General features: G+C 61.3%; 20 protein-coding genes. 14 read left to right on the top strand and 6 right to left on the bottom strand.

Annotated elements, in window-relative coordinates:
* The first annotated feature begins 62 nt into the window (after positions 1-62).
* Together ccoN and H8F22_RS08910 are read left to right on the top strand one after the other, a co-directional pair.
* The gene (gene ccoN, locus H8F22_RS08915; protein ID WP_059180941.1) at positions 63-1,490 is read left to right on the top strand and encodes a cytochrome-c oxidase, cbb3-type subunit I; all 1,428 of its coding nucleotides are present in this window, start codon (positions 63-65) and stop codon (positions 1,488-1,490) included.
* Positions 1,491-1,505: 15 nt separating this feature from the next.
* On the top strand, positions 1,506-1,727 hold the full coding sequence (locus H8F22_RS08910) for a hypothetical protein (protein ID WP_059180942.1): 222 nt from the start codon (positions 1,506-1,508) through the stop codon (positions 1,725-1,727).
* A 54-nt stretch (positions 1,728-1,781) separates the two neighbouring features.
* Here the strand turns inward: H8F22_RS08910 and H8F22_RS08905 are convergent, their stop codons facing one another.
* Together H8F22_RS08905 and H8F22_RS08900 are read right to left on the bottom strand one after the other, a co-directional pair.
* On the bottom strand, positions 1,782-2,291 hold the full coding sequence (locus H8F22_RS08905) for a hypothetical protein (RefSeq protein WP_027923438.1): 510 nt from the start codon (positions 2,289-2,291) through the stop codon (positions 1,782-1,784).
* A gap of 70 nt (positions 2,292-2,361) precedes the next feature.
* On the bottom strand, positions 2,362-3,132 hold the full coding sequence (locus tag H8F22_RS08900; protein WP_194939980.1) for a helix-turn-helix domain-containing protein: 771 nt from the start codon (positions 3,130-3,132) through the stop codon (positions 2,362-2,364).
* Positions 3,133-3,208: 76 nt separating this feature from the next.
* On the opposite strand from H8F22_RS08900, the gene H8F22_RS08895 reads away from it, so the two are divergent.
* A complete protein-coding gene (locus tag H8F22_RS08895; RefSeq protein ID WP_027923436.1) occupies positions 3,209-3,901 on the top strand; it encodes an aspartate/glutamate racemase family protein in 693 nt (230 codons plus the stop codon).
* Between the two features lies 1 nt (position 3,902).
* On the opposite strand, the gene H8F22_RS08890 is transcribed toward H8F22_RS08895, so the two are convergent.
* The 3 genes from H8F22_RS08890 to H8F22_RS08880 form a co-directional block, all read right to left on the bottom strand.
* On the bottom strand, positions 3,903-4,424 hold the full coding sequence (locus tag H8F22_RS08890) for a GNAT family N-acetyltransferase (RefSeq protein ID WP_059180943.1): 522 nt from the start codon (positions 4,422-4,424) through the stop codon (positions 3,903-3,905).
* Between the two features lie 172 nt (positions 4,425-4,596).
* Entirely contained in the window at positions 4,597-5,517 is a 921-nt protein-coding gene (locus tag H8F22_RS08885) for a LysR family transcriptional regulator (RefSeq protein ID WP_027923434.1), read from the bottom strand.
* A gap of 87 nt (positions 5,518-5,604) precedes the next feature.
* A complete protein-coding gene (locus H8F22_RS08880; protein ID WP_027923433.1) occupies positions 5,605-6,045 on the bottom strand; it encodes a carboxymuconolactone decarboxylase family protein in 441 nt (146 codons plus the stop codon).
* Between the two features lie 206 nt (positions 6,046-6,251).
* Here H8F22_RS08880 and pdxR point away from each other — a divergent pair, with 206 nt between their 5' ends.
* The 4 genes from pdxR to H8F22_RS08860 all read left to right on the top strand — a co-directional run bounded on the left by pdxR (position 6,252) and on the right by H8F22_RS08860 (position 9,639).
* A complete protein-coding gene (gene pdxR, locus H8F22_RS08875) occupies positions 6,252-7,685 on the top strand; it encodes a MocR-like pyridoxine biosynthesis transcription factor PdxR (RefSeq protein ID WP_194939979.1) in 1,434 nt (477 codons plus the stop codon).
* A 123-nt stretch (positions 7,686-7,808) separates the two neighbouring features.
* Positions 7,809-8,102 carry an antibiotic biosynthesis monooxygenase family protein gene (locus tag H8F22_RS08870; protein WP_027923431.1) on the top strand — a complete coding sequence of 98 codons (294 nt, stop codon included), beginning with the start codon at positions 7,809-7,811 and terminating at the stop codon, positions 8,100-8,102.
* 184 nt (positions 8,103-8,286) lie between these two features.
* Entirely contained in the window at positions 8,287-8,700 is a 414-nt protein-coding gene (locus H8F22_RS08865; RefSeq protein ID WP_194939978.1) for a cupin domain-containing protein, read from the top strand.
* 228 nt (positions 8,701-8,928) lie between these two features.
* The gene (locus H8F22_RS08860; protein WP_194939977.1) at positions 8,929-9,639 is read left to right on the top strand and encodes an ATPase; all 711 of its coding nucleotides are present in this window, start codon (positions 8,929-8,931) and stop codon (positions 9,637-9,639) included.
* 75 nt (positions 9,640-9,714) lie between these two features.
* Here the strand turns inward: H8F22_RS08860 and H8F22_RS08855 are convergent, their stop codons facing one another.
* Entirely contained in the window at positions 9,715-14,616 is a 4,902-nt protein-coding gene (locus H8F22_RS08855) for an NAD-glutamate dehydrogenase (RefSeq protein WP_059180945.1), read from the bottom strand.
* Positions 14,617-15,118: 502 nt separating this feature from the next.
* Here H8F22_RS08855 and H8F22_RS08850 point away from each other — a divergent pair.
* From H8F22_RS08850 to H8F22_RS08820, 7 genes are all read left to right on the top strand, one after another.
* Entirely contained in the window at positions 15,119-15,472 is a 354-nt protein-coding gene (locus H8F22_RS08850) for a hypothetical protein (protein ID WP_059180946.1), read from the top strand.
* A gap of 290 nt (positions 15,473-15,762) precedes the next feature.
* Positions 15,763-16,722, top strand: a complete 960-nt coding sequence (locus H8F22_RS08845) for an AAA family ATPase (RefSeq protein WP_027923426.1) — start codon at positions 15,763-15,765, stop codon at positions 16,720-16,722.
* A 5-nt stretch (positions 16,723-16,727) separates the two neighbouring features.
* Entirely contained in the window at positions 16,728-17,672 is a 945-nt protein-coding gene (locus tag H8F22_RS08840) for a DUF58 domain-containing protein (protein WP_027923425.1), read from the top strand.
* Positions 17,669-18,163, top strand: coding sequence for a DUF4381 domain-containing protein (locus H8F22_RS08835; RefSeq protein WP_027923424.1), 495 nt, complete (start codon positions 17,669-17,671; stop codon positions 18,161-18,163). The genes H8F22_RS08840 and H8F22_RS08835 overlap by 4 nt, the downstream gene beginning before the upstream one ends.
* Positions 18,156-19,235, top strand: coding sequence for a vWA domain-containing protein (locus H8F22_RS08830; RefSeq protein WP_027923423.1), 1,080 nt, complete (start codon positions 18,156-18,158; stop codon positions 19,233-19,235). Before H8F22_RS08835 ends, H8F22_RS08830 begins: the two co-directional genes overlap by 8 nt.
* On the top strand, positions 19,232-20,971 hold the full coding sequence (locus H8F22_RS08825; RefSeq protein ID WP_027923422.1) for a tetratricopeptide repeat protein: 1,740 nt from the start codon (positions 19,232-19,234) through the stop codon (positions 20,969-20,971). Before H8F22_RS08830 ends, H8F22_RS08825 begins: the two co-directional genes overlap by 4 nt.
* Positions 20,968-22,608 carry a BatD family protein gene (locus tag H8F22_RS08820; RefSeq protein WP_027923421.1) on the top strand — a complete coding sequence of 547 codons (1,641 nt, stop codon included), beginning with the start codon at positions 20,968-20,970 and terminating at the stop codon, positions 22,606-22,608. Before H8F22_RS08825 ends, H8F22_RS08820 begins: the two co-directional genes overlap by 4 nt.
* Positions 22,609-22,695 lie beyond the last annotated feature (87 nt).

The following is a 22,695-nucleotide window of genomic DNA, read 5'->3' as shown; positions in this document are numbered from 1 at the left end:
TCTGTTTTGTTTCCGACGGGGTTTCTACAGTAGAAGCCTTTGCAACCGTGGAAGCATTGACCATGAGCACAGCAACAATCGGACAGGCCTATAACTACAAGGTTGTGCGCCAATTCATCGTGGCAACCATCGTCTGGGGTGTCGTGGGGATGGCGATGGGGGTGTGGATCGCCTCGCAACTGGTATGGCCCGAGATGAACCTCGACCTGCCGTGGACCACTTTCGGTCGCTTGCGTCCGCTGCACACCAGCCTGGTGATTTTCGGCTTTGCCGGCAGCGCGCAGTTCGCCGCCAGTTACTACGCGGTGCAGCGCACCTGCCAGGTGCGGTTGTACTCCGACACCCTCGCCGCGTTCACCTTCTGGGGTTGGCAATCGGTGATCGTGACCATGCTGGTCACCCTGCCGCTGGGCTACACCACCACCAAGGAATACGCCGAGATCGAGTTCACCGGCGCGGTATGGATGACGGTGGTCTGGGTCGCTTACGCGGTCGTGTTCTTCACCACCGTGGTGCAGCGCAAGACCAAACACATTTACGTCGGTAACTGGTTCTTCGGCGCGTTCATCGTGGTGATCGCGATGCTGCATGTGGTCAATCACCTGTCGATCCCGGTGGACTGGTTCAAGTCTTATCCGGTGTATTCCGGGGCGACCGACGCCATGGTGCAGTGGTGGTATGGCCACAACGCCGTTGGCTTTTTCCTCACCACCGGGTTCCTCGGGATGATGTATTACTTCGTGCCGAAACAGGTCGGGCGCCCGGTGTACTCCTATCGCCTGTCCATCGTGCATTTCTGGGCGCTGATTACCCTGTACATCTGGGCCGGCCCGCACCACCTGCACTACACCGCGCTGCCGGACTGGGCACAGTCGCTGGGCATGGCGATGTCGCTGATCCTGCTGGCGCCAAGCTGGGGCGGGATGATCAACGGTATGATGACCCTCTCGGGCGCCTGGCATAAGTTGCGCACCGACCCGATCCTGCGCTTTCTGGTGTTGTCCCTGGCCTTCTACGGCATGTCGACCTTCGAGGGTCCGATGATGGCGATCAAGACCGTCAACGCCCTCTCCCATTACACCGACTGGACCATCGGCCACGTTCACGCCGGGGCGCTCGGCTGGGTGGCGATGATCACCTTCGGCGCGGTCTACCACATGGTGCCGAAAGTCTTTGGCCGTGAGCAGATGCACAGCATCGGCCTGATCAATGCACACTTCTGGCTGGCGACCATCGGCACCGTGTTGTACATCGCGTCGATGTGGGTCAACGGCATCACCCAAGGCCTGATGTGGCGCGCAATAAACGACGACGGCACGCTGACGTATTCGTTCGTCGAAGCCTTGCAGGCCAGCCACCCGGGGTTTGTGGTGCGCTTTACCGGCGGGGTGTTCTTCCTCAGCGGCATGCTGCTGATGGCCTACAACACCTGGCGCACTGTGCGGGTTGCGGACGTGGCGATGGCTGAGCGTGAAGCACAGATTGCCTGAGGCAAGGAGCCTGGAATGTTTGAAGTGCTATTGAATGTGATGGCGGTGCTGGGGCTTTGGCTGGGGGTTGAATATTGCCTGAAGCGGGAGACGGCGCAGAGCCTGGAGGATGCCAGTCTGATTCCGTTTGCGGATGATCCCGAGGTGGCGCGGCGAGTGGAATCGGCCACGGGGAAGAAGGTGAAGGCGGTAGCGCCAGAAGAGGCCAAGCCCGGCTGGGGCAACCTCAAAATCTGACCCACACCCTATCCAATGCAGGAGCCGAGCTCGGCTCCTGCAAGGGGGTTTAGTTCAGTCCGGGAGGACCTGGCCGCGATCACGCGGGATCAGGCCCTGCAACTGCTGCGCCAGAAAATTCGCATCAAATGCAAACGTGTCCGGGTCTTTCAGGCCATTGGTCTTGCGCCACTGCCAGCTGGTCGACGGCGGCAGGCACACCAGCGAAACGCTGCCATAGCGCGCGGCCGTCAGCCCCATCACCGCCAGGGAAATCTGACCGCCAGCGCCCATCACGTCCGGCACGAACTCCACCGGTTTGCCGGCAATGACAATGGACAATTTCTCGGTCTTGAACGGCGACGTCTCCACCGGCACGCTAGGCCCCGAAGCCACATACGCCTCACGGCTCACTTCCAGCAGATGCGGCGCCTGGACCGGTTCCAGCCACTGCTGGATCTGATCGAACAGCTCGCCGATACGCGTCGCCCAAAGCGCCGATTGCGACTCGAACGTCTGCTTTTTGTGCGCTTCGCTTTCTGCGTAGTGGCGAAGCATTTCGCCCAGTTGTTGTACGTCGTCCATTGCGGTGTTCCTTTGGTTGGAGCGGTGCTGCGGACATTGAGCATGGCAGATGCAGGCCGCCGGCGTACGACTAAAAGCGCGAGCGGTATTGGCTGGGGGTCATGGCCAGGTGTTTGCGAAAAACGCTGCCCATGTGCGACTGATGGGCGAAACCGCTGTCCAGAGCGATGCTGGCCAACGGCAGGTCCGTGTGTTCGATCATCCGTCGGGCGGCTTGCAGGCGCACCTCAACGAGATACGCATGCGGTGTCAGGCCCATGACCCGGGTGAAGTCGCGCAGAAAACGCAGTTCGTTGTGCCCGTAAGTCGCGGCCAACTGGTCCAGCGTCAGCGGTTCATGGAACTGCTCGGCGATCTGATCCAGTACCGGGGCGAACGCTTTGGCGTGCAGTCTGGATCGAGTCGTCACAGGCGCCTGGTCAATCAGGCTCAGGGCGGCTTGCTCAAGCGCCATCAGATCAGGTTGAGGGTTGAGCAACAGGCGTCGGATCTCGCGTGCGAACGTCAGCGCCCGTCGATCACCGGCTGACTGAACACGCTGGCGGACGGCTGGCAGCATCTCATCCGCAAACGGCTCATCCAGGCGCATCAACAGGTATTCACCACCGCTCGCCGATTCGGAAAACACCTCGACGCCCACCGGCGTGAACGCCAGCACACCGGGCAAAGTATCGAAATCCACCCGCCGGTCTGAATCAATGGCGTGTACGCCTTGCTGGCGCTCAAGCGTCACGCCCAGGGTCAACGACTGCGCCGGATCACGAACACTGTAGGCCGCACGGGGCAACAGTTGCAGGCAAGCTCTAGCGCTCAGCACGTGCTGGCTCAGCACGCTGGGCATGTGAAATTTCCTGATAGATGACCGTCAAGATCCACGGGATACTCTCGCAAGGTTAGCCATTCACAGGGAGCACCGCATGCGCACCATCGGCCTTATCGGCGGCATGAGCTGGGAGTCCAGCGCCGAATATTATCGCCTCATCAATCAGCAGGTTCGTGACCGGCTCGGGCCGTTGCGTTCGGCGCAGTTGCTAATGTACAGCGTCGACTTCGGGCCTGTCGAACAGGCCCAGCATGCCGGGCGCTGGGACGATGCGGCGGCGATTCTGGTGGACGCGGCGCGAGGGCTTGAGGCTGGCGGCGCCGAGTGTGTGGTGCTGTGTACCAATACCATGCACAAGGTGGCCGGACAGATTCAGGCCGCGATCACTGTTCCGTTCCTGCACATCGCCGACCCGACCGGTCAGGCAGCCGTCGATGCCGGTGCGCTGAAGGTCGGGTTGCTCGGGACCGCGTTCACCATGGAACAGGACTTCCTCAAGGATCGTCTGAGCGCGATGGGCTTGACCGTGCTGGTGCCGGAAGCCGAGCAACGCAACGCCGTGCACAGGATCATCTACGACGAGTTGTGCGTCGGGGTGATCAGCGAAACATCGCGCAAGGTTTACCAGCAGGTGATCGAATCGCTGACCCAACGCGGCGCCCAGGCGATCATCCTCGGTTGCACGGAAATCGGCATGCTGATCAAACCCGAACACAGCGCCCTGCCCCTGCTCGACACCACCGAACTGCATGCGCAGGCGGCGGTGGCGTTTGCACTGGGCGACTGAGTCACTCGGTGTCAGGCATGCGACGCAGACGCGCCATGCTCAGGGTGTCGACCAGTCGGCCGTCACGCACGGCGTAGTCACGGAGCAGGCCTTCGGTCTCGAAACCGAACTTTCGGTACAGGCCGATGGCCGCTTCGTTGTCGGCGTACACCGAAAGCTCGACCCGCCGCAGGTTCATCCAGTTGTCGGCGATGTCCAGCACCGCCGCCAACAGCGTCGAACCCACGCCTTTTCCCTGCCATGCCACCGCGACGCCCATGCCGATACTGCCGGCATGGCTGCGGCGGATCCGCGAGAATTGTTCCAGGCCAATGTTGCCGATGACCGTGCCCTGATGCAGCGCAACCAGTTTCACCAGGCGCTCGTTATCCGAGGCCAGGCGCTGGCGCCAGATCTCGGTGGATTGAAACGGCATTTGCAGGACCTGACGGGTAATGGCCGGGTCGTTGTAGAGCGCGGTGACGCCCTCGATGTGGGCTTCGCTGAAACGTTCGAGGGTGATGACCGGTTCGGTGGCAGGCATGGGTGATTCATCCTTGAGGCAGACATGGCCGCTTACTCTACAACGCTATCTCCGAATATGGCGACATTCCCTGTGGGAGTGAGCCTGCTCGCGATAGCGGCCTAACATTCAAAATAAATGTCGACGGATACACCGCTATCGCGAGCAGGCTCACTCCTACAGTTAACTGTGGTTAACTCTCGAACCACTCCCGGCGCTCGTTGAAGGTGTTGTGGATCAGCTCGACGATCATCTGCACATCGGCCTGACCTTGAGTGTCGGCATTCACCGCCATCCAGACCTGACGCGGCATCGGCTGCTCGAACAGTTCAGGCAACGCAATCAAACCACGGTCGAATTGGCTGATGTAGCGCGGCAACAACCCGATGCAGGCACTGCAGCGGATCATCTCCAGCATCAGTTCATAGGAATGCAACTGCACCACGCCAGCCAGACGCTGATCCACCACGCTGTTCCATGGCCGAAAGCTCTCGACCTGACGGTCATGCTGCCACTGCACGAGCATGAAGTCGGCCAGGTCATCGAGGCTGCCCGGCCGCGCCGCGACCCGCGAATAGCGTTTGGCGATGTGCGGCAGATACTCCAGACGCGCCAGTCGCTGCGGTTCGCTGACCGCAAAACTCGGCCCCGGCAGCGGTGAATCCGTGCCGGCCAGCCATAGCACCACATCGGCGCTGATTGCTTGCAGGCTCAGCTCACTGTCGAGGGTAATGATGTCCAGGCGCACGCTGGCGTTGCGGCGCAACAAGGCGACCAGGTCACGGCCGAGGATGTCATGCAGGATCGACTCGGCCACCGCCAGACGTATCAGCGGTTGCTCGATCACCGGTGCATCGCGCTCATGGGCCAGCGCGATCAGTTGCGCCTGAAGCGCCAACCCTTCACGACTCAGGGCCAGGCCATTGTCCTGATGATTGAACAGCGAACATTGCAATTGCGACTCCAGCTGCGCCAGGTGTTTGCGCAACTGCGTGGATTTGATGTTGAGGCTGCGAGCGGCCTGCATGAAGCACCCGCAACGGGCGCTCACCCGAAAGGACTGCGCCAGCACCGGGTCGATGCCGGCCGCATAGGTGGATTCCATCAATGACATCAGTGACTCCCTGTCGATCTATCCTTGAAAACCTCATCCTGCGCAGCGTGTATGAACCTGATGTGACACTCGGCGCGGATAATCGATTCAGCCGCCAGGGGTTTGCCGAAAACTCACCGCCAGGCGATTCCAGCTGTTGATGGTGGTCACGGCAATCGTTAAATCGACCAGCTCCGCTTCGCTGAATTGCTCCCTCGCCAGTGCGAAAACGTCATCCGGCACGTGGCTTTCGGAGAGCAGCGTCACCGCTTCGGTCCAGGCCAGCGCCGCCCGTTCCCGAGGGTTGAAAAAGCCGCTGTCGCGCCACACGACGATCGAATACAGGCGCCGATCCGTCTCACCCAGGCGGCGGGCGTCCACCGAGTGCATGTCGGTGCAAAAGGCGCAGCCGTTGAGCTGCGAGGCGCGGATCTTGATCAGGTGCAGCAACGCGGGCTCAATACTGAGGTTGCTGGTCAGGGCTTCCATGGCAATCATCGCTTTCATCGCTTTGGGCGACGCGCTGTAGTAATCCAGGCGGGAACTCATGGGGCGACCTCGTGACGCGATGATGTGAATTTCACGGTAGTCGTCGAGGTCGCGACGTGACAGAGCCAATTCGGCGAAATAACCATGGACCACTCGGCGCCAGACCAATCCCGGGTTTTTCACCTGCGCAACTTCTGCACGGCCGCGCATGCGGGTAATCTGGCGCGACGCACACGCGCCTCAACCGCTGCAGGAGCCTCGCCGGTATGGAACTTCATGTTGTCATCAACGGCCGCAAGGACCTGACGGGCCAGTTGTACAACCAGTTGCGCAGCGCCATCGAATCCGGGCGCCTCGCCGCCGGGACCCAGCTGCCGCCCAGCCGCTTGCTGGCCGAACAGCTGGGGATTTCGCGCAAGACCATTTCCGACACCTACGCGCAACTGACCTACGAAAACTTCCTCACCGGGGTGATCGGCAAAGGCACTTACGTGAATGCGCGCCCCTCGAAAATCGACCGCAAACAAAGCCATTCCGAACTGGCGAGTTTTGAGGTCATCGAATCCTGGCGCCAGCTGCCCGTATTCCTGCGGCACCCGACGCTGGAAGGCTCGTTGCGTTATGACTTCATTGGTGGCGCCACCAGCAAGGGCCAGTTCCCGCAGGATGACTGGCGCCGCTGCACCTCCCATGCCTTGCGCCAGATTGCCGGTTCCAAGGGCTTCTATAGCCTGCCCGAGGGCCTGCCGGCGTTGCGCAACGCCATCGCCCGGCACATCGCGTTCTCGCGCGGGGTCAATTGCCAGGACGAAGACGTGGTGGTGTGCAACGGCGCGCAACAGGCGCTGGACCTGATTTCCCGGGTGATCACGCGCCCCGGTAGCATCGTCGCCATGGAGGACCCCGGTTACCCGCCGGCGCGCCTGTTGTTTGGCTCGCACGGTGCCACGGTGATCGGCGTACCGGTGGACGCAGAAGGCATTCAGGTGGACAAAATCCCCCGTGGTACGCGGCTGATCTACGTCACACCGTCCCATCAGTTCCCGCTGGGCCTGCCGATGAGCCAGGAGCGCCGGGCGGCGCTGCTGGAGCGCGCTTATGAACTGGGCGCGATCATCATCGAGGACGATTACGACAGCGAATTTCGCTACGAGGGCCGCCCTACCGATTCGCTGCAAAGCATGGATGAGCGCGGGATCGTCGCCTACGTCGGGACCTTCTCGAAAACCCTGCTGCCGGAGTTGCGGCTCGGCTATGCGATTTTACCGCCGGCGATTCTCGAAGCCGTGATCCGCGCCAAACAACTCACCGACCTGCACACGTCGACCATGCCCCAATGGGCGCTGGCCAAATTCATCGCCGAAGGCTGCTTGCTCAAACATATCCGGCGCTGCCACACGATCTATGCCGGGCGTCGCGAACGCATCCTGGCGCGCATGGCGGGCGACCTGTCGCCGTGGTTCGAGCCAGTGCCGACCACGGCCGGGTTCCACATGGTGGTAATGTGCAAAGTGCCTATCGATCTGGCTCTGGTGATTGAATTGGCGAAAAAGGTCGAAGTCGGGCTCTATTCGATCGAGGCCTTTTACTTCCAGCAAGCGCCGCAGGACGGGCTTTTGCTGGGTTTTGGCGCCATTGACACGCTGGACATCGACACCGCCCTGGACCGTCTGCGCGACATTTTGCAGCAGGTGGCCTGACGGATTGGTCTGCGCCTTTACCGGGCGATTGGCTATTGGTGGTCCGGGGTTGCAGGCCTATCCTGCATAAGCGTTATCCCTCAATGAGCAGGATTCGTCCGGCCTGATTCAGGAGTGTGAGCAATGTCCCACGAAGTGATCAATACCGTACAGGTGCAGGCTGCCGCAGGCCGCTCGGATGAACTGGGCAAGCAACTGCAAAAGATTGTCGAAACCCTGCGCGAACTACCGGGCTGCGACTCCTATATGGTCGACCGCTGCCCCGAGGACACCAACCGCTGGACCGTCAGCGCGCGCTGGCAATCGGAAGCGGCGATGCACTCGCATTTCAACTGCCCGGAAGTCCAGGGCTTCATCGGCCTGATTGACAATCAACTGGCGAACGCCGTGGATTTCAACAGCTTCCCGATCCGCTAAAGCACCCTGTAGCCGCTCTGTAGCAGCCGCCGAACGCAGCCTCGCGTTGCTCGACAGCTGCTACAAGGCATACGTAATTCGGGGGCTGGATTGGTCCCCTCACCTTCCCGAATATTGGCTGTTTGATTGGTCCACCCTGCGGACTATCTTTGTTGCTGACGATAACCACCGCAGGTACTGAACCATGAAAGCTTTGCGTTTCCTTGCTGCCCCGCTTGCTGTCCTCGCCCTGACCGCCTCAGTCACCGCGCTCGCCCACGAAGGCCCTTCAGAAAAGGTCACGGTGCTGCAGGATCAATTGCTGAAAAACGTCCCTGGCAAAAAAGCCATGATGATTGAAGTCGACTACAAGCCTGGCCAATCCTCGATTGCCCATAAGCATGAAGGCACGGCCATGGCGTATGTCATTTCCGGCTCGATCACCTCCCAGGTGAAGGGTGAAAAAGCGATCACCTACAAGGCCGGCCAATACTGGTACGAGCCGGCAGGATCGGAACATTTGGTCTCGAAAAACGCCAGCGCCACCCAGCCCGCCAAACTGCTGGTGTTCATGGTGTTGTCGCCCGACGAGAAAGTGTTGATCCCACTGGAAAACTGATGGCTGAACGTACAACCATAAATAAAAAGGCCCGAACTTTGATTTCGGGCCTTTTTATTTCTTGAAGCAATCAAACGACCCTGTTTAAACCAAATAAAACTATTGAACTGACGATAAGCCTGCTTATTGGTTATTTAATTCCGTGAAGACAGGTTTAGTCTGGAATCACCGCCGCCCCCTACCGGCACTCAAACTTCCCGACTCAAGTTGTTTCACTGGAGTAACACCATGAAACTTGCGCTTGTCAGTACCTTGACGATGACCGTTGTTTTATCAGGCTGCTCGATCCCCACTGCGCCAAGTGCGGTCTCTTCGCTGGACGGCATCTTTACCGCGCCTGTTGGCCGCAGCAATGCCACGAGCATTCCTAATGGCCATAATGTGTCGCTTGGCATCGTCTACAGCCGTAACACCCAGACCAATCGCGCCTACCTCCAGGACTACCAGGCCAACGCTGGCACCGGTTTCGGCCAGAGTTTGCTGGTGCAGCCGATTCATGACGCCTACGTCGCCACCTCTAAACCCGACCTGGCCGTGGATTGGGTCAAGGCCTCGTTGCAGCGCCAGTTCGGCTCGGTCACGGTGTACCCGGACATGCAGAGCCTCAAGGCGGCGAAACCGGACGTGGTCGCGATTGTCGACAGCCGCAGCCAGTTGATGACCTCGCGAAGTTCGGATATAGCGGCGGATGTCAGTGCAGACTTTTACGACGCTAATCTCAACTATATTGGCACTGCACAAGGGCATGACGCTAAAGCGCTGACGCCTCTGTGGGCGGACTTTAAACCGAGCTCGGAGATAGTGGCGGATATTAATGAGCAACAGAATGTGCAAGTCAGGGCGCTGCAGAAGTTTGACCAGTCGCTCAGTAATTTACTGACCAGCCCGACAGATAAAGTATCGATGCTGGATAATAATTCGGGGCGGAAGTTGTATTAAGGCATATGACCCCATCGCGATCAGGCAAAAAAAACCCGCATGTCTCCATGCGGGTTTTTTTCATTCAGCGCCTGATCAGGCCGCCGGTTCCAGCTCTTCGCTGACGGCACCAGTGGTGGTCACCACCGCTTGCCCGCTCAATGCCAGGTCCAGCAACTCACGGTTGGCCACCGCGTACATGGCGTAGTCCGTGCCGCTGGCGGCACGGATTTCCACCAGCATCGCGCGCCAGCGTTCGATCATGCCTTCGTGCGCTTCCATCCACAGCGCCAGGCGGGTTTCCACGTCCTGAGTGCCGTCGCCCTGTTGCAGGACGGAGATGGTGATTGCACGTTGCTGCCAGTCGACGTCATCACGGAACGCTTCACGGGCCAGGGCCTGCCAGTTGTTTTCAACCGGCAGAGCGCTGATCTGTTGCAGGTACCAGGTGATGTCCAGCGCGCTGCCGACGGCGAAGTAAGCCTTCGCCACGTCTGCTGCGTTCTGGCCGGTCACGTCCGACGCTTCGATGATTGGCAGCAAGGTGTACAGGTGAGTAGTGCCTGCAACCATGCGCGCCAGCAGCTCAGGTACGCCAGCGGCGACGTAAGCCTGATAGCGGGTCTGCCAGCCTTCGCGGGTCGGGCCTTCCAGCAGTTCGTCGAGCTTGAGGCCCAGCGCTGCCAGATGTGGACCGAAGTGCGCAACGTCACGAGCGGCGTTCTGCTCGTTACGACGGCTGCGCAGGAACCAGCGCGTGGCGCGACGGCCCAGACGCATCAGCTCGTCCATCAGCTCCAGTTGCACGTCAGCGGAAACCTGGTAGTCCAGGGCTTCTATCTGCCGGAACCAGTGCGGGAGGTGGAAGATATCCCGAACTATTACATAGGCACCCGCAACATTCGCCGGGCTCATGCCGGTCGACTCTTTGAGTCGTTGAACGAAGGTGATGCCCATGTGGTTGACCAGGTCGTTGGCGATCTGGGTGCTGACGATTTCGCGCTTCAGACGGTGACGGCGCATGGCTTCGGAGAACTTGCTCACCAGGGTCGGCGGGAAAGCGGTTTCCATGTCGCGGGTCAGGTAGTCGTCATCCGGTACCAGGGAGTTGAGCAGCGCCTCCTTGAGGTCGATCTTGCTGTAGGAGATCAGTACCGACAGCTCGGCGCGGGTCAGGCCGTGGCCTTCTGAAACGCGCTCGTTGATCGCTTCTTCGTTCGGCAGGAACTCGATGGCGCGATCCAGCTTGCCGCGGCCTTCCAGATCGTTCATCAGACGCTTGTATTCAGCGATACGCGGTAAGGCACGACGCGCAGCCAGGGACAGAGCCTGAGTCTGCTTGTAGTTGTTGCCCAGCACCAGGCTGCCGACTTCGTCGGTCATGCTCGCCAGCAACTGGTTACGTTGCTTGTCGGTCATGTCGCCCGCCTGAACCACTTCGTTCAGCAGGATCTTGATGTTGACTTCGTGGTCGGAGCAATCCACGCCACCGGCGTTGTCGATGAAGTCAGTGTTGGAACCGCCGCCATTGAGACCGAATTCGACACGACCCAGTTGGGTCATCCCGAGGTTACCGCCCTCGCCCACGACTTTGCAGCGCAGTTCGTTGCCGTTCACGCGCAGTGCATCGTTGGCCTTGTCGCCGACATCGGCGTGGCTTTCGCTGCTGGCTTTGACGTAGGTCCCGATGCCGCCGTTCCACAACAGGTCTACCGGTGCCTTGAGCAAGGCATTGAGCAGCTCGGTCGGGGTCAGCTTGTCAGCGTGAATGTCGAAGCGCTCTTTCATCTGCGGGGAAATCGCGATGCTTTTCGCGCTACGGGAGAAGATCCCGCCGCCTTCGGACATGATGCTGGTGTCGTAATCCGACCAGGCCGAACGCGGCAGGTCGAACAGGCGCTGACGCTCGGCAAAGCTGTTTGCCGGCTCCGGGTTCGGGTCGATGAAGATGTGCAGGTGGTTGAACGCAGCCACCAGTTGCAGCGTCTCGGACATCAACAGGCCGTTGCCGAATACGTCGCCGGCCATGTCGCCGACGCCGACCACGGTGATGTTGTCTTTCTGGACATTGATGCCGCGTTCGCGGAAGTGACGTTGAACGCCGACCCATGCGCCTTTGGCGGTGATGCCCATCTTCTTGTGGTCGTAACCGGCGGAACCGCCGGAAGCGAACGCGTCACCCAGCCAGAAGCCGTAGTCGATCGCGATGCCGTTGGCGATGTCGGAGAAGGTCGCAGTGCCCTTGTCCGCGGCCACCACCAGGTACGGGTCATCGTCGTCATGACGCACGACGTTGGCCGGCGGCACTAGCGCGCCGTCTTTCAGGTTGTCGGTGATGTCCAGCAGGCCCGAAATGAAGATGCGGTAGCAGGCGATGCCCTCGGCCGCGATCTCGTCACGGTTGCCGCCCAGTGGCAGGCGACGCGGCAGGAAGCCGCCCTTCGCGCCCACGGGCACGATGACCGAGTTCTTCACTTGCTGGGCTTTTACCAGGCCCAGGACTTCGGTGCGGTAGTCTTCTTCACGGTCGGACCAGCGCAGACCGCCACGAGCAACGTTGCCGAAGCGCAGGTGCACGCCCTCGACACGAGGCGAGTAAACGAAGATTTCGAACTTCGGTACCGGCTTCGGCAGCTCTGGAATCTGGTGCGGGTTGAACTTGAAGCTGAAGTACGACTTGTTCTTGCCGTTGGCATCAGTCTGGTAGAAGTTGGTGCGCAGGGTGGCCTTGATCAGGTCCAGGTAGCGACGCAGGATGCGGTCTTCGTTCAGCACCTGGACTTCGTCCAGAGCGGCAATGATCGCGTGTTCCAGGCGTTGCTGCTTGTCTTCCAGATCATCGCCCGACAGCTTGCGCGCCAGGTAGAAGCGGGTCTTGAACAACCGGGTCAACTCGCGAGCGATGTCGGTGTGGTTGTTCAGGGTGCTGGCGATATAGCCCAGGTCGAAGCCCAGACGGATCTGCTTCATGTAGCGAGCGTAAGCACGCAGCAGCGCCACATCGCGCCACGGCAGGCCGGCGGTCAGCACCAGGCGGTTGAACGCATCGTTCTCGGCATCGCCACGCACGATGTGGACGAAGGCGTCCTGCAGCGTGTCGTTGAGTTGCTGGATGTCGAGTTCCAGGCCTTCGGCGGCGGTGAACGCGAAATCGTGAATCCAGAACTCGCGACCATTGGTGTGACGCAGGCGATACGGGAATTCACCCAGCACGCGCAGGCCGAGGTTCTCCAGGATCGGCAACACGTCGGACAGCGCCAGCGGCGTGTCGGCGTGATACAGCTTGCAGTGCAGCATGCGCTGGCCGGACACTTGACCCAGTGGCTGATAGAAGCTCATCACCAGTGGATTTTTTTCGTTCAGGCTCAGCAGGTGTTGCATGTCGACCACAGCCGAGTGGGCGGCGAAACGCTCGCGGTAACCGGCCGGGAAGCCTTTCGGGAAGTCGGCCAGCACGTTGGTGCCATGGGCTTCGCCGAAACTTTCAACTACCAGGCTCGCGTAGTCGTCCTGCCAGCTGCGGCAAGCTTGCACCACTTCTTTTTCCAGCAGAACCGGGTCGATGTCGAGGCGGTTCTTCGGGTCGACGCGCAGGATCAGTTGCACGCGGGCCAGCACGGATTCGGAGAAGAACGTCCAGAACTCGCAATCCGAGGCTTTCAGGCGATCCATCAGCACTTGCTGGATCTTCTGGCGCACTTCGGTGGAGTAAATGTCCCGTGGCACGTAAGCCAGGCAGTAGCAGAAACGGCCGTACGGGTCTTTGCGCAGGAACACACGAATCTTGTTGCGTTCCTGGATCTGCACGATCGACATCACGGTGCTGAACAGTTCGTCGACCGGGGTCTGGAACAGGTCATCGCGCGGCAGCACTTCAACCACCTGCGCCAGTTCCTTGCCCAGGTGAGCCTTGGCCTGGAAGCCGGAACGGCGTTCGATTTCTTCGACCTTGCGACGGATGTACGGGATGACCCGCACGCTCTCGCCGTACACCGAGGAGGTGTACAGGCCCATGAAACGGCATTCCTTGATGACGTTGCCGTCAGCATCGATTTCACGGATCGACACGTAATCCGGGTAAGCCGGACGGTGTACACGGCTTGGGTGCGCAGCCTTGGCGAACGACAGCAGGGTCGGTTCGCGCAGGTAGTTCACGGCGTAGTCTTCGATGCGCAGGTCATCGTAGGTCAGGCCGGTACGCAGCAGTTTGGTCAGGCCGAGGAAGGAATCCTGGTCGTAGACGATGTGGCCGCCGTCGGCTTCATCGCGCACCACGAACTCTTCGTAGCCGAGGAACGTGAAGTGGTTGCCCACCAGCCATTCCAGGAAGCTTTTGATTTCGCCTTTTTCTTCAGGGTCGACCGCGTACTGGCTGTTGTCCAGACCGGTGAGGATTTCCTGGACCTTGGCTTTCATCGGTTCGAAATCGGCGACGGCGACGCGGACTTCACCGAGTACCTGCTCCAGCTCTTTGCTCAGGACATTGAGCTCGGCGGTGTTGGCGCAACGGTCGATTTCCAGGTACATCAGCGATTCTTGAAGAATGCCTTCGCCCTGGGTGCCTTTGGGCAGGATTTCCAGCAACTCGCCCTTGCTGCCGCGACGCACGCTCAGCACAGTGGTTTGCAGGGTATGAATGCTGTAGCCGCGACGGTTCAGCTCGGTACGCACCGAGTCCACCAGGAATGGCAGGTCGTGGTGCAGCACTTCGACCGCGGTGTGGGTCGACTGCCAGCCGTGGCGTTCGTAGTCGGGGTTGTAGACGCGCACTTGCGGTTGCGCGTGATCGAAGCGCTCAAGCAGGCGCCACGCAGAAAGGGTGCAGCCGGCGAGGTCGGACAACCGACGCTGGGTCAGCTCGTCCAGGGAAATGATGCCGAAGAATTGTTCAGCGAACAGCGCCACTTGTGGCAGTGCCTGTTCACTGATGTGCTGTGCCAGTGCCGCTTGCAGTTGGTGCTGGAAGTCGGCTTTGCTGGCTGCGGTGAAGAACGCCATCTGTGGTACTCCGCTTGGGCTTGTTATTGATGGAAGCGTCGCGTGCAAAACCCCTTTCGGGGCGATCCGTCACCCTGTTCCTGATTCTCGGGCAGAGGAAACAGGGGACAGGTGGGTGAAGCTGGACGAGACACTCAGGTCACATTCACCTTCCATGAATGGGCATCTGCAAAACCGACTGGGCTGCGAACAGCGCAATGTCTTTACAGGTGCTCATCCGTTGCGCAGCTTAACGAGTGCGGCGAGGCCCGTGCTTGCGGTGCTGCGACATATTCGGTCATCGGCACGCAACTGGCGGCACACGCCTCGAACAACACTAGCAGCCGTGGGCAAAAACGGGCGTTTTATCCCCGGTTTTCCGGCACCTGCGTACCAGAAATGACCAGTAACACTCCAAGTGTCCACGCCCCTGCTCTGACACTCAGCCGAGCAGAAATTCCGTTGGGCTGGCAGAATTGCGCTTTATGCGTCTTCACCACGCTCGTCGAGCCAGGAATTTCCCATGCAAATGACCACCGCCCTCTTGATTGTGAACCCTTGCGATGACGAGGAAGACAACATGGCCATGCTCTGCTGCCACAGTGAGGAGGGCGACATGTTCCTAATGAGTCGCTACCCGGACGAGGACGAACTGGAAATCACCCTGGATGGCGAGCCTTCGACCCTGGATGGGGTGAAAGTCACCCTGAGTTCGAATCTGTTGAAGATCGAGATTGCGGCGGCGGATGCCGATGCATTGAACGGGAACGATGTGCTGGAGATCACTTTCAACCCGGATATGGTGGATATGGATGAGGTTGTAGAGACCCTGAAGAACATCCTCGACGGGACCGGGACCTTCATTAACGAAGTTTGATAGCGTCTGGATGGGTCTCATCGCTGGCAAGTCAGCGCCCACGGTGGTCGATGTGTTGCACAAATCGCATGCTCAACGCTGAAACTTGTGGGAGCTGGCTTGCCAGCGATGAGGCCAGAACTGCCACCTCAACGCTCCCCTGCTACAAAAATCCAACAATTTCGCCAACCATTTCCCGCACTTTGCACAAAATGCCGTTAGTCCCCGCCCCCCGCGATGGATTAAAGTAACGCCCCCAGCCCAAGCGTTATTCGAACGACTTCGGCCACCTTCTCCAGGAACAGTCATCGATGGAACATCGTGAAGCGCTGCTCGCGCTGCGAACCTTTCTTTCAACGCAGATTCTCGGCCAGGAAAAACTCATCGAGCGTTTGCTCATCGCGTTGCTTGCCGACGGCCACATGCTGGTCGAGGGCGCCCCGGGCCTGGCCAAGACCAAGGCCATCAAAGAACTTGCCGAAGGCATCGAAGCGCAGTTCCACCGCATCCAGTTCACCCCCGACCTGTTGCCTGCCGACATTACCGGTACCGAAATCTATCGCCCGGAAACCGGCAGCTTTGTCTTCCAGCAAGGTCCCATTTTCCACAACCTGGTGCTGGCGGACGAAATCAACCGTGCCCCGGCCAAGGTTCAATCGGCGCTGCTCGAAGCCATGGCCGAGCGTCAGGTCAGCGTCGGGCGCAGCACTTATGAACTGTCGCCGCTGTTTCTGGTAATGGCCACGCAAAACCCGATTGAGCAGGAAGGCACCTACCCGCTGCCCGAAGCGCAGCTCGACCGTTTCCTGATGCATGTGAAAATCGGTTTCCCGGACGCCGCGGTTGAACGCAAGATCCTCCAGCAAGCCCGTGGCGAAGCCCTGAACGGCGAAACCAAGCCGGAACGCCGGGTCAGCCAGCAGGCGATCTTCGCCGCACGCAAGGAAATCCTCGGTTTGTACATGGCCGACGCCGTGGAGGAATACCTGGTGCAACTGGTCATGGCCACGCGCAACCCGGGCAAGTTCGACCCGGAAATGGCCGACTGGATTGCCTACGGCGCCAGCCCTCGCGGTTCTATTGCCCTCGACCGCTGCGCCCGCGCGCATGCCTGGCTGGCCGGCCGCGACTTCGTCAGCCCGGAAGACATCCAGGCCGTGCTGTTTGACGTGCTGCGCCATCGCATCATTCTGTCCTTTGAAGCCGAAGCTGCTGGTATCGACCAGGACCGGGTGGTCCAGCGGATTCTCGACGTCGTAGCCGTCGCTTGACCCCGATGAACGCCCTACTGCCGCCCGAGCCGGGCATCCGTGTCAGCCTCGCCGAGCTGATCGACATGCGCCATCGCGTGCGGGAAGTGCAGTTGTTTTCCACGCCGAGCCAGCGCAGCCCGCTGATCGGCCTGCACCACTCGAAATTTCGCGGGCGCGGGGTGGACTTCGACCAGGTGCGGGTGTATCAGGCCGGCGACGATGTGCGCACCATCGACTGGCGCGTGACTGCGCGCACCCAGGAGCCCCACACCAAACTATTCCATGAAGAACGCGAACGGCCGATTTTCATCATGGTCGAGCAAAGTTGCCGGTTGTTTTTCGGTTCGGGCCTGATGTTCAAATCGGTGCTCGCCGCTCAGGCTGCCAGCCTGATTGGCTGGGCCGCGCTGGGTCATAACGACCGGGTGGGCGGGTTGGTGTTCGGTGACAACGAGCATTACGAAATCAAGCCGCGGCGCAGCAAACAGAGCCTCCTGCAATTGCTCAACCGGCTGGTTCGGGTCAATCAATCGCTGCACACCGAAACCGAGCAGAACCGCGACTCCCTCAACCTGGCCCTGCGTCGGGCGCGGGAAGTGTTGCGCCCCGGCAGCCTGGTGATCGTGATCTGCGACGAGCGCGCCTTGACCGAGGGTTCGGAGCAACAACTGAGCCTGCTGTCGCGCCATTGCGACCTGTTGCTGCTGCCCCTCTCCGATCCGCTGGATCACGCCCTGCCCGCCGCCGGTTTGCTGCGTTTCGCCGAACGCGGCGCGCAACTGGAACTCGACACCCTGAATTTCGACCTGCGCCAGACCTATCGCGCCCAGGCCGAAGCACGCATCGCCCGCTGGGAATTGCTCGCCCAGAAGCTGCGCGTGTTGCTGATGCCGTTGAGCACCCAGAGCGAGATGGTCGAACAACTGCGCGAATTTCTGAACCCACAGAAACCGGGGAAAGGTCGATGAGCAGCCTCGATCAACTGCAACCGCTGATTAGCCCGCCACCCATCGAATTCTGGCCGCCCGCGCCGGGCTGGTGGCTGTTGCTGTCAGTGCTGCCGCTGATCGGATTTGGTCTGTGGCGGATGCGCCACTTGGTCGTGCGCAAACGTCCCATCGTTCGCGCCGAACAACCGCTGGACCCGGTGCGTCTCGCCGCGCTGGCCGAACTGGCGCAAATGCCCAAGCCCTACGACGGCGCGCCGGCCGGTGCCTGGCTGCAGCAGCTCAATGGCTTGCTCAAACGCCTGTGCCGCAACCACTACCCCTACAGCCAGAGCCACACCCTCAACGGGCGCAAATGGCTGGCCTTTCTCGACAACCGCTGCCCGGCGGCCGGTCTGACCCGCTGGATGGTGCTGGTGGAAGGCGCCTACAAACCCGAATGCAAACTCGACGACAAGGCCATTGCCGGCCTGACCCAAGCCGTCGACACCTGGATTCGCAAACATGTTTGAGTTCGCCTGGCCGTGGATCTTTGCCTTGCTGCCCTTGCCGTGGCTGATGCGCGTCTTGCTGCCAGTGGCCGACAGCGGCGAGCCGGCCCTCAAAGTCAGCTTCCTCAATGACCTCGAAGGCCTGGCCCGCCGCCGCGCCCGGGCGAACCTGCCGGCCTGGCGTCAGCAGGCACCGTTCATGCTGCTGTGGCTGTTGCTGCTGATCGCCGCCGCACGTCCGCAATGGCTGGGTGAGCCGCTGCCGATTGCCGCCAGTGGCCGCGACTTGCTGGTGGCGGTGGACGTGTCCGGCTCGATGGATTTCCCCGACATGCAGTGGCAGGACGAGGACGTCAGCCGCTTGAGCCTGGTGCAGCATTTGCTCGGTGATTTCCTCGAAAGCCGCGATGGCGATCGGGTCGGCCTGATCCTGTTCGGCAGCCAGGCCTATCTGCAAGCGCCGCTGACCTTTGACCGACACACCGTGCGCGTGTGGCTCGACGAAGCGCGGATCGGCATCGCCGGCAAGAACACCGCCATCGGCGATGCCATCGGCCTGGCCCTTAAACGCCTGCGCCTGCGCCCGGCACAGAGCCGTGTGTTGATTCTAGTGACGGACGGTGCCAACAACGGCGGTGAAATCGACCCATTGACCGCCGCGCGACTGGCGGCCAGCGAAGGGGTAAAAATCTACCCCATCGGCATTGGCGCCAACCCGGAAGAAAGCGGCACGCTGGGCTTTTTGGGCGTGAACCCGAGCCTGGACCTCGATGAGCCGGCCCTGAAAGCCATCGCCGAAGCCACTGGCGGTCAGTACTTCCGCGCCCATGACGGCAACGAACTGCAGATCATCAAGGACACCCTCGACCAACTCGAGCCCGTAACGCAACAACCGACCCAGGCCCGCCCGGCGCAGGCGTTGTATCACTGGCCGCTGGCCATGGCGCTGCTGCTGAGCATGCTGTTAGTGGTGCGCGAGCGCTGGCCACACAACCCGTTGCAACGCCTGTTCACCAAGGATCTGTTCTTGCAATCGCCCCTGCCTGACTGGCGCCAGCGCCTCAAACGCCTGCGCCTGCGGAGACGCCGATGAGCGCGCTCTGGCCGTTCTGGTTCCGTCCGTGGTGGCTCTTGCTGTTGCCGGTACTCGGCTGGCTGCTGTGGCAACTCTGGCACCGGCAAAAGCGTGCCGGGCGCTGGCAGATGATTCTGCCGCCGGCCTTTCACGCCGCACTGCTCAGCGGCGGCAACGGACGCGACAGCAAACTGCCGTGGGTCGTGCTTGGCCTGGCCTGGGTGTTGACCGTGCTGGCGCTGCTCGGCCCGAGTTGGCAACGGGTCGAACAAAACAGTCAGAAGCCCGCCGACCCGCTGGTGGTGGTGCTTGAACTGACCCCGGAAATGCTCGCCACCGACGTGACACCGAACCGGTTGGAGCAGGCGCGGCGCAAGCTCCTTGATCTGCTTGAGGTGCGCAGCGACGCCCAGACGGCCATCGTCGTCTACGCCGGCAGCGCTCACACGTTGGTGCCGCTGTCGGATGACCTGTCGACCAGCCGCAACCTGCTGGATGCGCTGAAACCGTCGCTGATGCCAGAGGCCGGCCATCGCGCAGACCTCGCGGTGAGCAAGGCCCTTGCGTTGCTGAGCCAGGGCGCCCTGGGCGATGGCCGGATCCTGCTGATCGGTTCAACCCTGACCGAACAGGAACGCGAAGGCATCCATAAGGCTCTGGACGGTCACTCAACCGAATTCCTGATGCTGGGCATCGGCACCGCCGAGGGGGCGCCGGTGGCTCAGGAGGATGGCAGCTTCCTCAAGGACAGCGAGGGCGCCATTCTGGTGCCGCGCCTGGACAACTCAAGCCTTAAAGCTTTTGCCCATGATCTCGGCGGACGCTATCGCCAGGCGCAACTGGACGAGGCCGACCTGCGTGCGCTGGGCCTGCTGGATGGCCCGCGCATGCTACGCGATGACGGACAACTGTTGCGTCTCGATACCTGGGCCGACCAGGGTTACTGGCTGTTGCTGCCGCTGTTGCTGCTGGCGGCGTGTGCCGGGCGGCGCGGCTGGCTGTTCTGCCTGCCGTTGCTGTTGGCGCTGCCACAACCGAGTTATGCCTTCGACTTCGAAGACTTGTGGCTGCGCCCCGATCAACGGGGCCTGCACTTGCTCAGGCAAGACCATCCGGCCAGGGCTGCGCAGTATTTCCAGGACCCGCAATGGCAAGGCGTGGCGCTGTATGAAGCCGGCGACTACAGTGGCGCCGCCCAGCGGTTTGCCCAAGGCAGTGACGCCCACGCCCACTACAATCGAGGCAATGCCCTGGCCAAAAGCGGTGAGCTGGAAGCTGCGCTGGATGCGTACGAACAGGCGCTGGAATTGCAACCGGATCTGCGCCCGGCCCTGACCAACAAAGCGTTGGTGGAGAGTCTGCTCAAACAGAAAAACACCCCGCCGCCGGTAGAGCCCCAAACGCCTGACGACAACAAGGCGCCGTCCGCCGCGCAAGAATCGCAGCCCGGCGCGGCCACGCAACCGACGAGCGAAGGTGAACCGCAGACCGGCGTCCAACAGACCACACCGGACGCCGAACAACAGGCCACCTCGCCACCGAAACCGGGCGCCAATGAAGTGCCGGGCAGCGAGTTGGGCGACGAGCAAAGCACCCGGCCGCCACCGCGCCCGACCAGCGACACGATCGAAGGCGAACAGCTTCAAGCACTGGAGCAATGGTTGCGCAAGATCCCGGATGATCCGGGTGAACTGCTCCGGCGCAAATTCTGGTACGAACAGCAACAACATCAGGATCAGGGAAAAACTCGATGACCCGCTTCACCCTCTTCATGCTCGCCCTGCTGTGCTGTGCCGTTCAGGCACAGGCAGAGGGGCTGGTTGCCAGCGTTGATCGCAGTCGCCTGAACTCCGGCGAGACGGTCGAGCTGACCCTTGAATCCAGCGACGTCACCCAGTTCGGCAAGCCGGACCTGAACCCGCTGGAGCCGCTGTTCGAAGTGCGCGGCACCCGACAGGTCAACCAGTTGAACACCCTCAGTGGCGACAACCGCGCGACCACGCGCTGGATCATTACCTTGCTGCCCAAGGAAAACGGCAGCGTGACCATTCCGCCGTTGCAACTGGGCGAGGCGCAGAGCCAGTCGATCACGCTGCAAGTGGTCGAGAGCGAAGACCAGAACACCGCGACCAAACTCGCCCCGGTGTTCATCGACGCCAGCCTCGACCAGAGCAGTGTGTACGTGCAGGCCCAGGCGATCCTGACTTTGCGCATCTACCATTCGGTGTCGCTGTACGACGACAGCAGCCTGACCCCGTTGCAGGTGCCCGATGCGCGCATCGAACCGCTGGGCGAGTCGCGTACCTACGAGAAAGTCATCAACGGTCTGCGCCATGGCGTGATCGAAATGCGCTACGCGATTTATCCGCAACACAGTGGCGAATTGGCGATTCCGGCGCAGATCTTCAGCGCCACACTGGTCGACACCCAGCCGGCGCAGGACGCCGCCGCCCAAGTGCCGAAATCCGGCAAGCTGATGCGCGTCAGCTCCACGCAAATGTTGCTGACGGTCAAGGCCAAACCGATCACCTACCCTGCCGATCTGCCCTGGTTGCCGGCCCGCAGCGTAACCCTGAGCGAAAGCTGGAATCCGGAACCGGACCACGCGCAGGTCGGCGACTCGCTGACCCGCAGCCTGATCCTCAAGGTTGAAGGCCTGGCCAGTTCGCAACTGCCACCGCTGCCGGCCACCGACGTCAACGGCTTGCGGCGCTACCCGGATCAACCGGTACTGGGCAACCAGAACAGCGAACGCGGCCTGATCGGCAGTCGTGAAGACCGTGAGGCCCTGGTGCCTGCGCGCAGCGGTGCCATCGAGTTGCCGGCGGTGGACGTGGTCTGGTGGAACACCTTCGAAGATCATCTGGAACGCAGCAGCCTGCCGGCGCGCACCCTGCAGGTCGCGAATAATCCGAGCATGCAGGTCGATACACCAACCGGGATGCCTCAGGTCGGTTCCGCCGCGGACAGCGAAACCCTGTGGCGCTGGAAACTCAGCACGCTGATCCTGGCCTGCACCACCCTGCTCGGCTTCGGCCTCTGGTGGCGAGCGCGCTGGCAACCGGCGATCCTGCGTGCCACGCAGACCGGCCCAAGCCCGCGCACCGTACTGGATGACCTCAAGCGCGCCTGCCTGGCGAACGATCCACACGCCACCCGCCAGGCGCTCGACGCCTGGGCGCGGCAACAACCGGAAACCCTGGCCGACATGGCCGCCCGCTTCGTGCCCTTGTCCGATGCGCTGGACGGCTTGAACGGTGCGCTCTACAGCGAAACCGGCCAGCACTGGCAAGGCGAAGAACTGTGGCGCGCGATCAAGGCCATCCCGATTGCCGAACGGATCCAGGACCCGGTGGGTGATAGCGGCCTGCCTCCCCTTTACCCCAAATAACCCTCTGAAGCAGCTGACGAGCAGCGCGAGGCTGCGTCCGGCTGCGAGGCAGTCGTAAATCCTGCTGACGCGGTCTATCTGAAATAC

Origin of the sequence: Pseudomonas mucoides (genome assembly GCF_015461845.1) — a bacterium.
In the GTDB taxonomy this organism is placed as follows: domain Bacteria; phylum Pseudomonadota; class Gammaproteobacteria; order Pseudomonadales; family Pseudomonadaceae; genus Aquipseudomonas; species Aquipseudomonas mucoides.
This window is presented reverse-complemented; position numbering and strand designations above follow the sequence as displayed.

Excerpts from the sequence above, each read along its gene's own strand:
- H8F22_RS08860 (WP_194939977.1), top strand. The coding sequence starts at position 8,929 with ATGAAACTTGCGCTTGTCAGTACCTTGACGATGACCGTTGTTTTATCA.
- ccoN (WP_059180941.1), top strand. The coding sequence starts at position 63 with ATGAGCACAGCAACAATCGGACAGGCCTATAACTACAAGGTTGTGCGC.
- H8F22_RS08870 (WP_027923431.1), top strand. The coding sequence starts at position 7,809 with ATGTCCCACGAAGTGATCAATACCGTACAGGTGCAGGCTGCCGCAGGC.
- H8F22_RS08855 (WP_059180945.1), bottom strand. The coding sequence starts at position 14,616 with ATGGCGTTCTTCACCGCAGCCAGCAAAGCCGACTTCCAGCACCAACTG.
- H8F22_RS08820 (WP_027923421.1), top strand. The coding sequence starts at position 20,968 with ATGACCCGCTTCACCCTCTTCATGCTCGCCCTGCTGTGCTGTGCCGTT.
- H8F22_RS08900 (WP_194939980.1), bottom strand. The coding sequence starts at position 3,132 with ATGCCCAGCGTGCTGAGCCAGCACGTGCTGAGCGCTAGAGCTTGCCTG.
- H8F22_RS08840 (WP_027923425.1), top strand. The coding sequence starts at position 16,728 with ATGAACGCCCTACTGCCGCCCGAGCCGGGCATCCGTGTCAGCCTCGCC.
- pdxR (WP_194939979.1), top strand. The coding sequence starts at position 6,252 with ATGGAACTTCATGTTGTCATCAACGGCCGCAAGGACCTGACGGGCCAG.
- H8F22_RS08825 (WP_027923422.1), top strand. The coding sequence starts at position 19,232 with ATGAGCGCGCTCTGGCCGTTCTGGTTCCGTCCGTGGTGGCTCTTGCTG.
- H8F22_RS08880 (WP_027923433.1), bottom strand. The coding sequence starts at position 6,045 with ATGAGTTCCCGCCTGGATTACTACAGCGCGTCGCCCAAAGCGATGAAA.
- H8F22_RS08885 (WP_027923434.1), bottom strand. The coding sequence starts at position 5,517 with ATGTCATTGATGGAATCCACCTATGCGGCCGGCATCGACCCGGTGCTG.
- H8F22_RS08910 (WP_059180942.1), top strand. The coding sequence starts at position 1,506 with ATGTTTGAAGTGCTATTGAATGTGATGGCGGTGCTGGGGCTTTGGCTG.
- H8F22_RS08830 (WP_027923423.1), top strand. The coding sequence starts at position 18,156 with ATGTTTGAGTTCGCCTGGCCGTGGATCTTTGCCTTGCTGCCCTTGCCG.
- H8F22_RS08835 (WP_027923424.1), top strand. The coding sequence starts at position 17,669 with ATGAGCAGCCTCGATCAACTGCAACCGCTGATTAGCCCGCCACCCATC.
- H8F22_RS08890 (WP_059180943.1), bottom strand. The coding sequence starts at position 4,424 with ATGCCTGCCACCGAACCGGTCATCACCCTCGAACGTTTCAGCGAAGCC.
- H8F22_RS08850 (WP_059180946.1), top strand. The coding sequence starts at position 15,119 with ATGCAAATGACCACCGCCCTCTTGATTGTGAACCCTTGCGATGACGAG.
- H8F22_RS08905 (WP_027923438.1), bottom strand. The coding sequence starts at position 2,291 with ATGGACGACGTACAACAACTGGGCGAAATGCTTCGCCACTACGCAGAA.
- H8F22_RS08895 (WP_027923436.1), top strand. The coding sequence starts at position 3,209 with ATGCGCACCATCGGCCTTATCGGCGGCATGAGCTGGGAGTCCAGCGCC.
- H8F22_RS08845 (WP_027923426.1), top strand. The coding sequence starts at position 15,763 with ATGGAACATCGTGAAGCGCTGCTCGCGCTGCGAACCTTTCTTTCAACG.
- H8F22_RS08865 (WP_194939978.1), top strand. The coding sequence starts at position 8,287 with ATGAAAGCTTTGCGTTTCCTTGCTGCCCCGCTTGCTGTCCTCGCCCTG.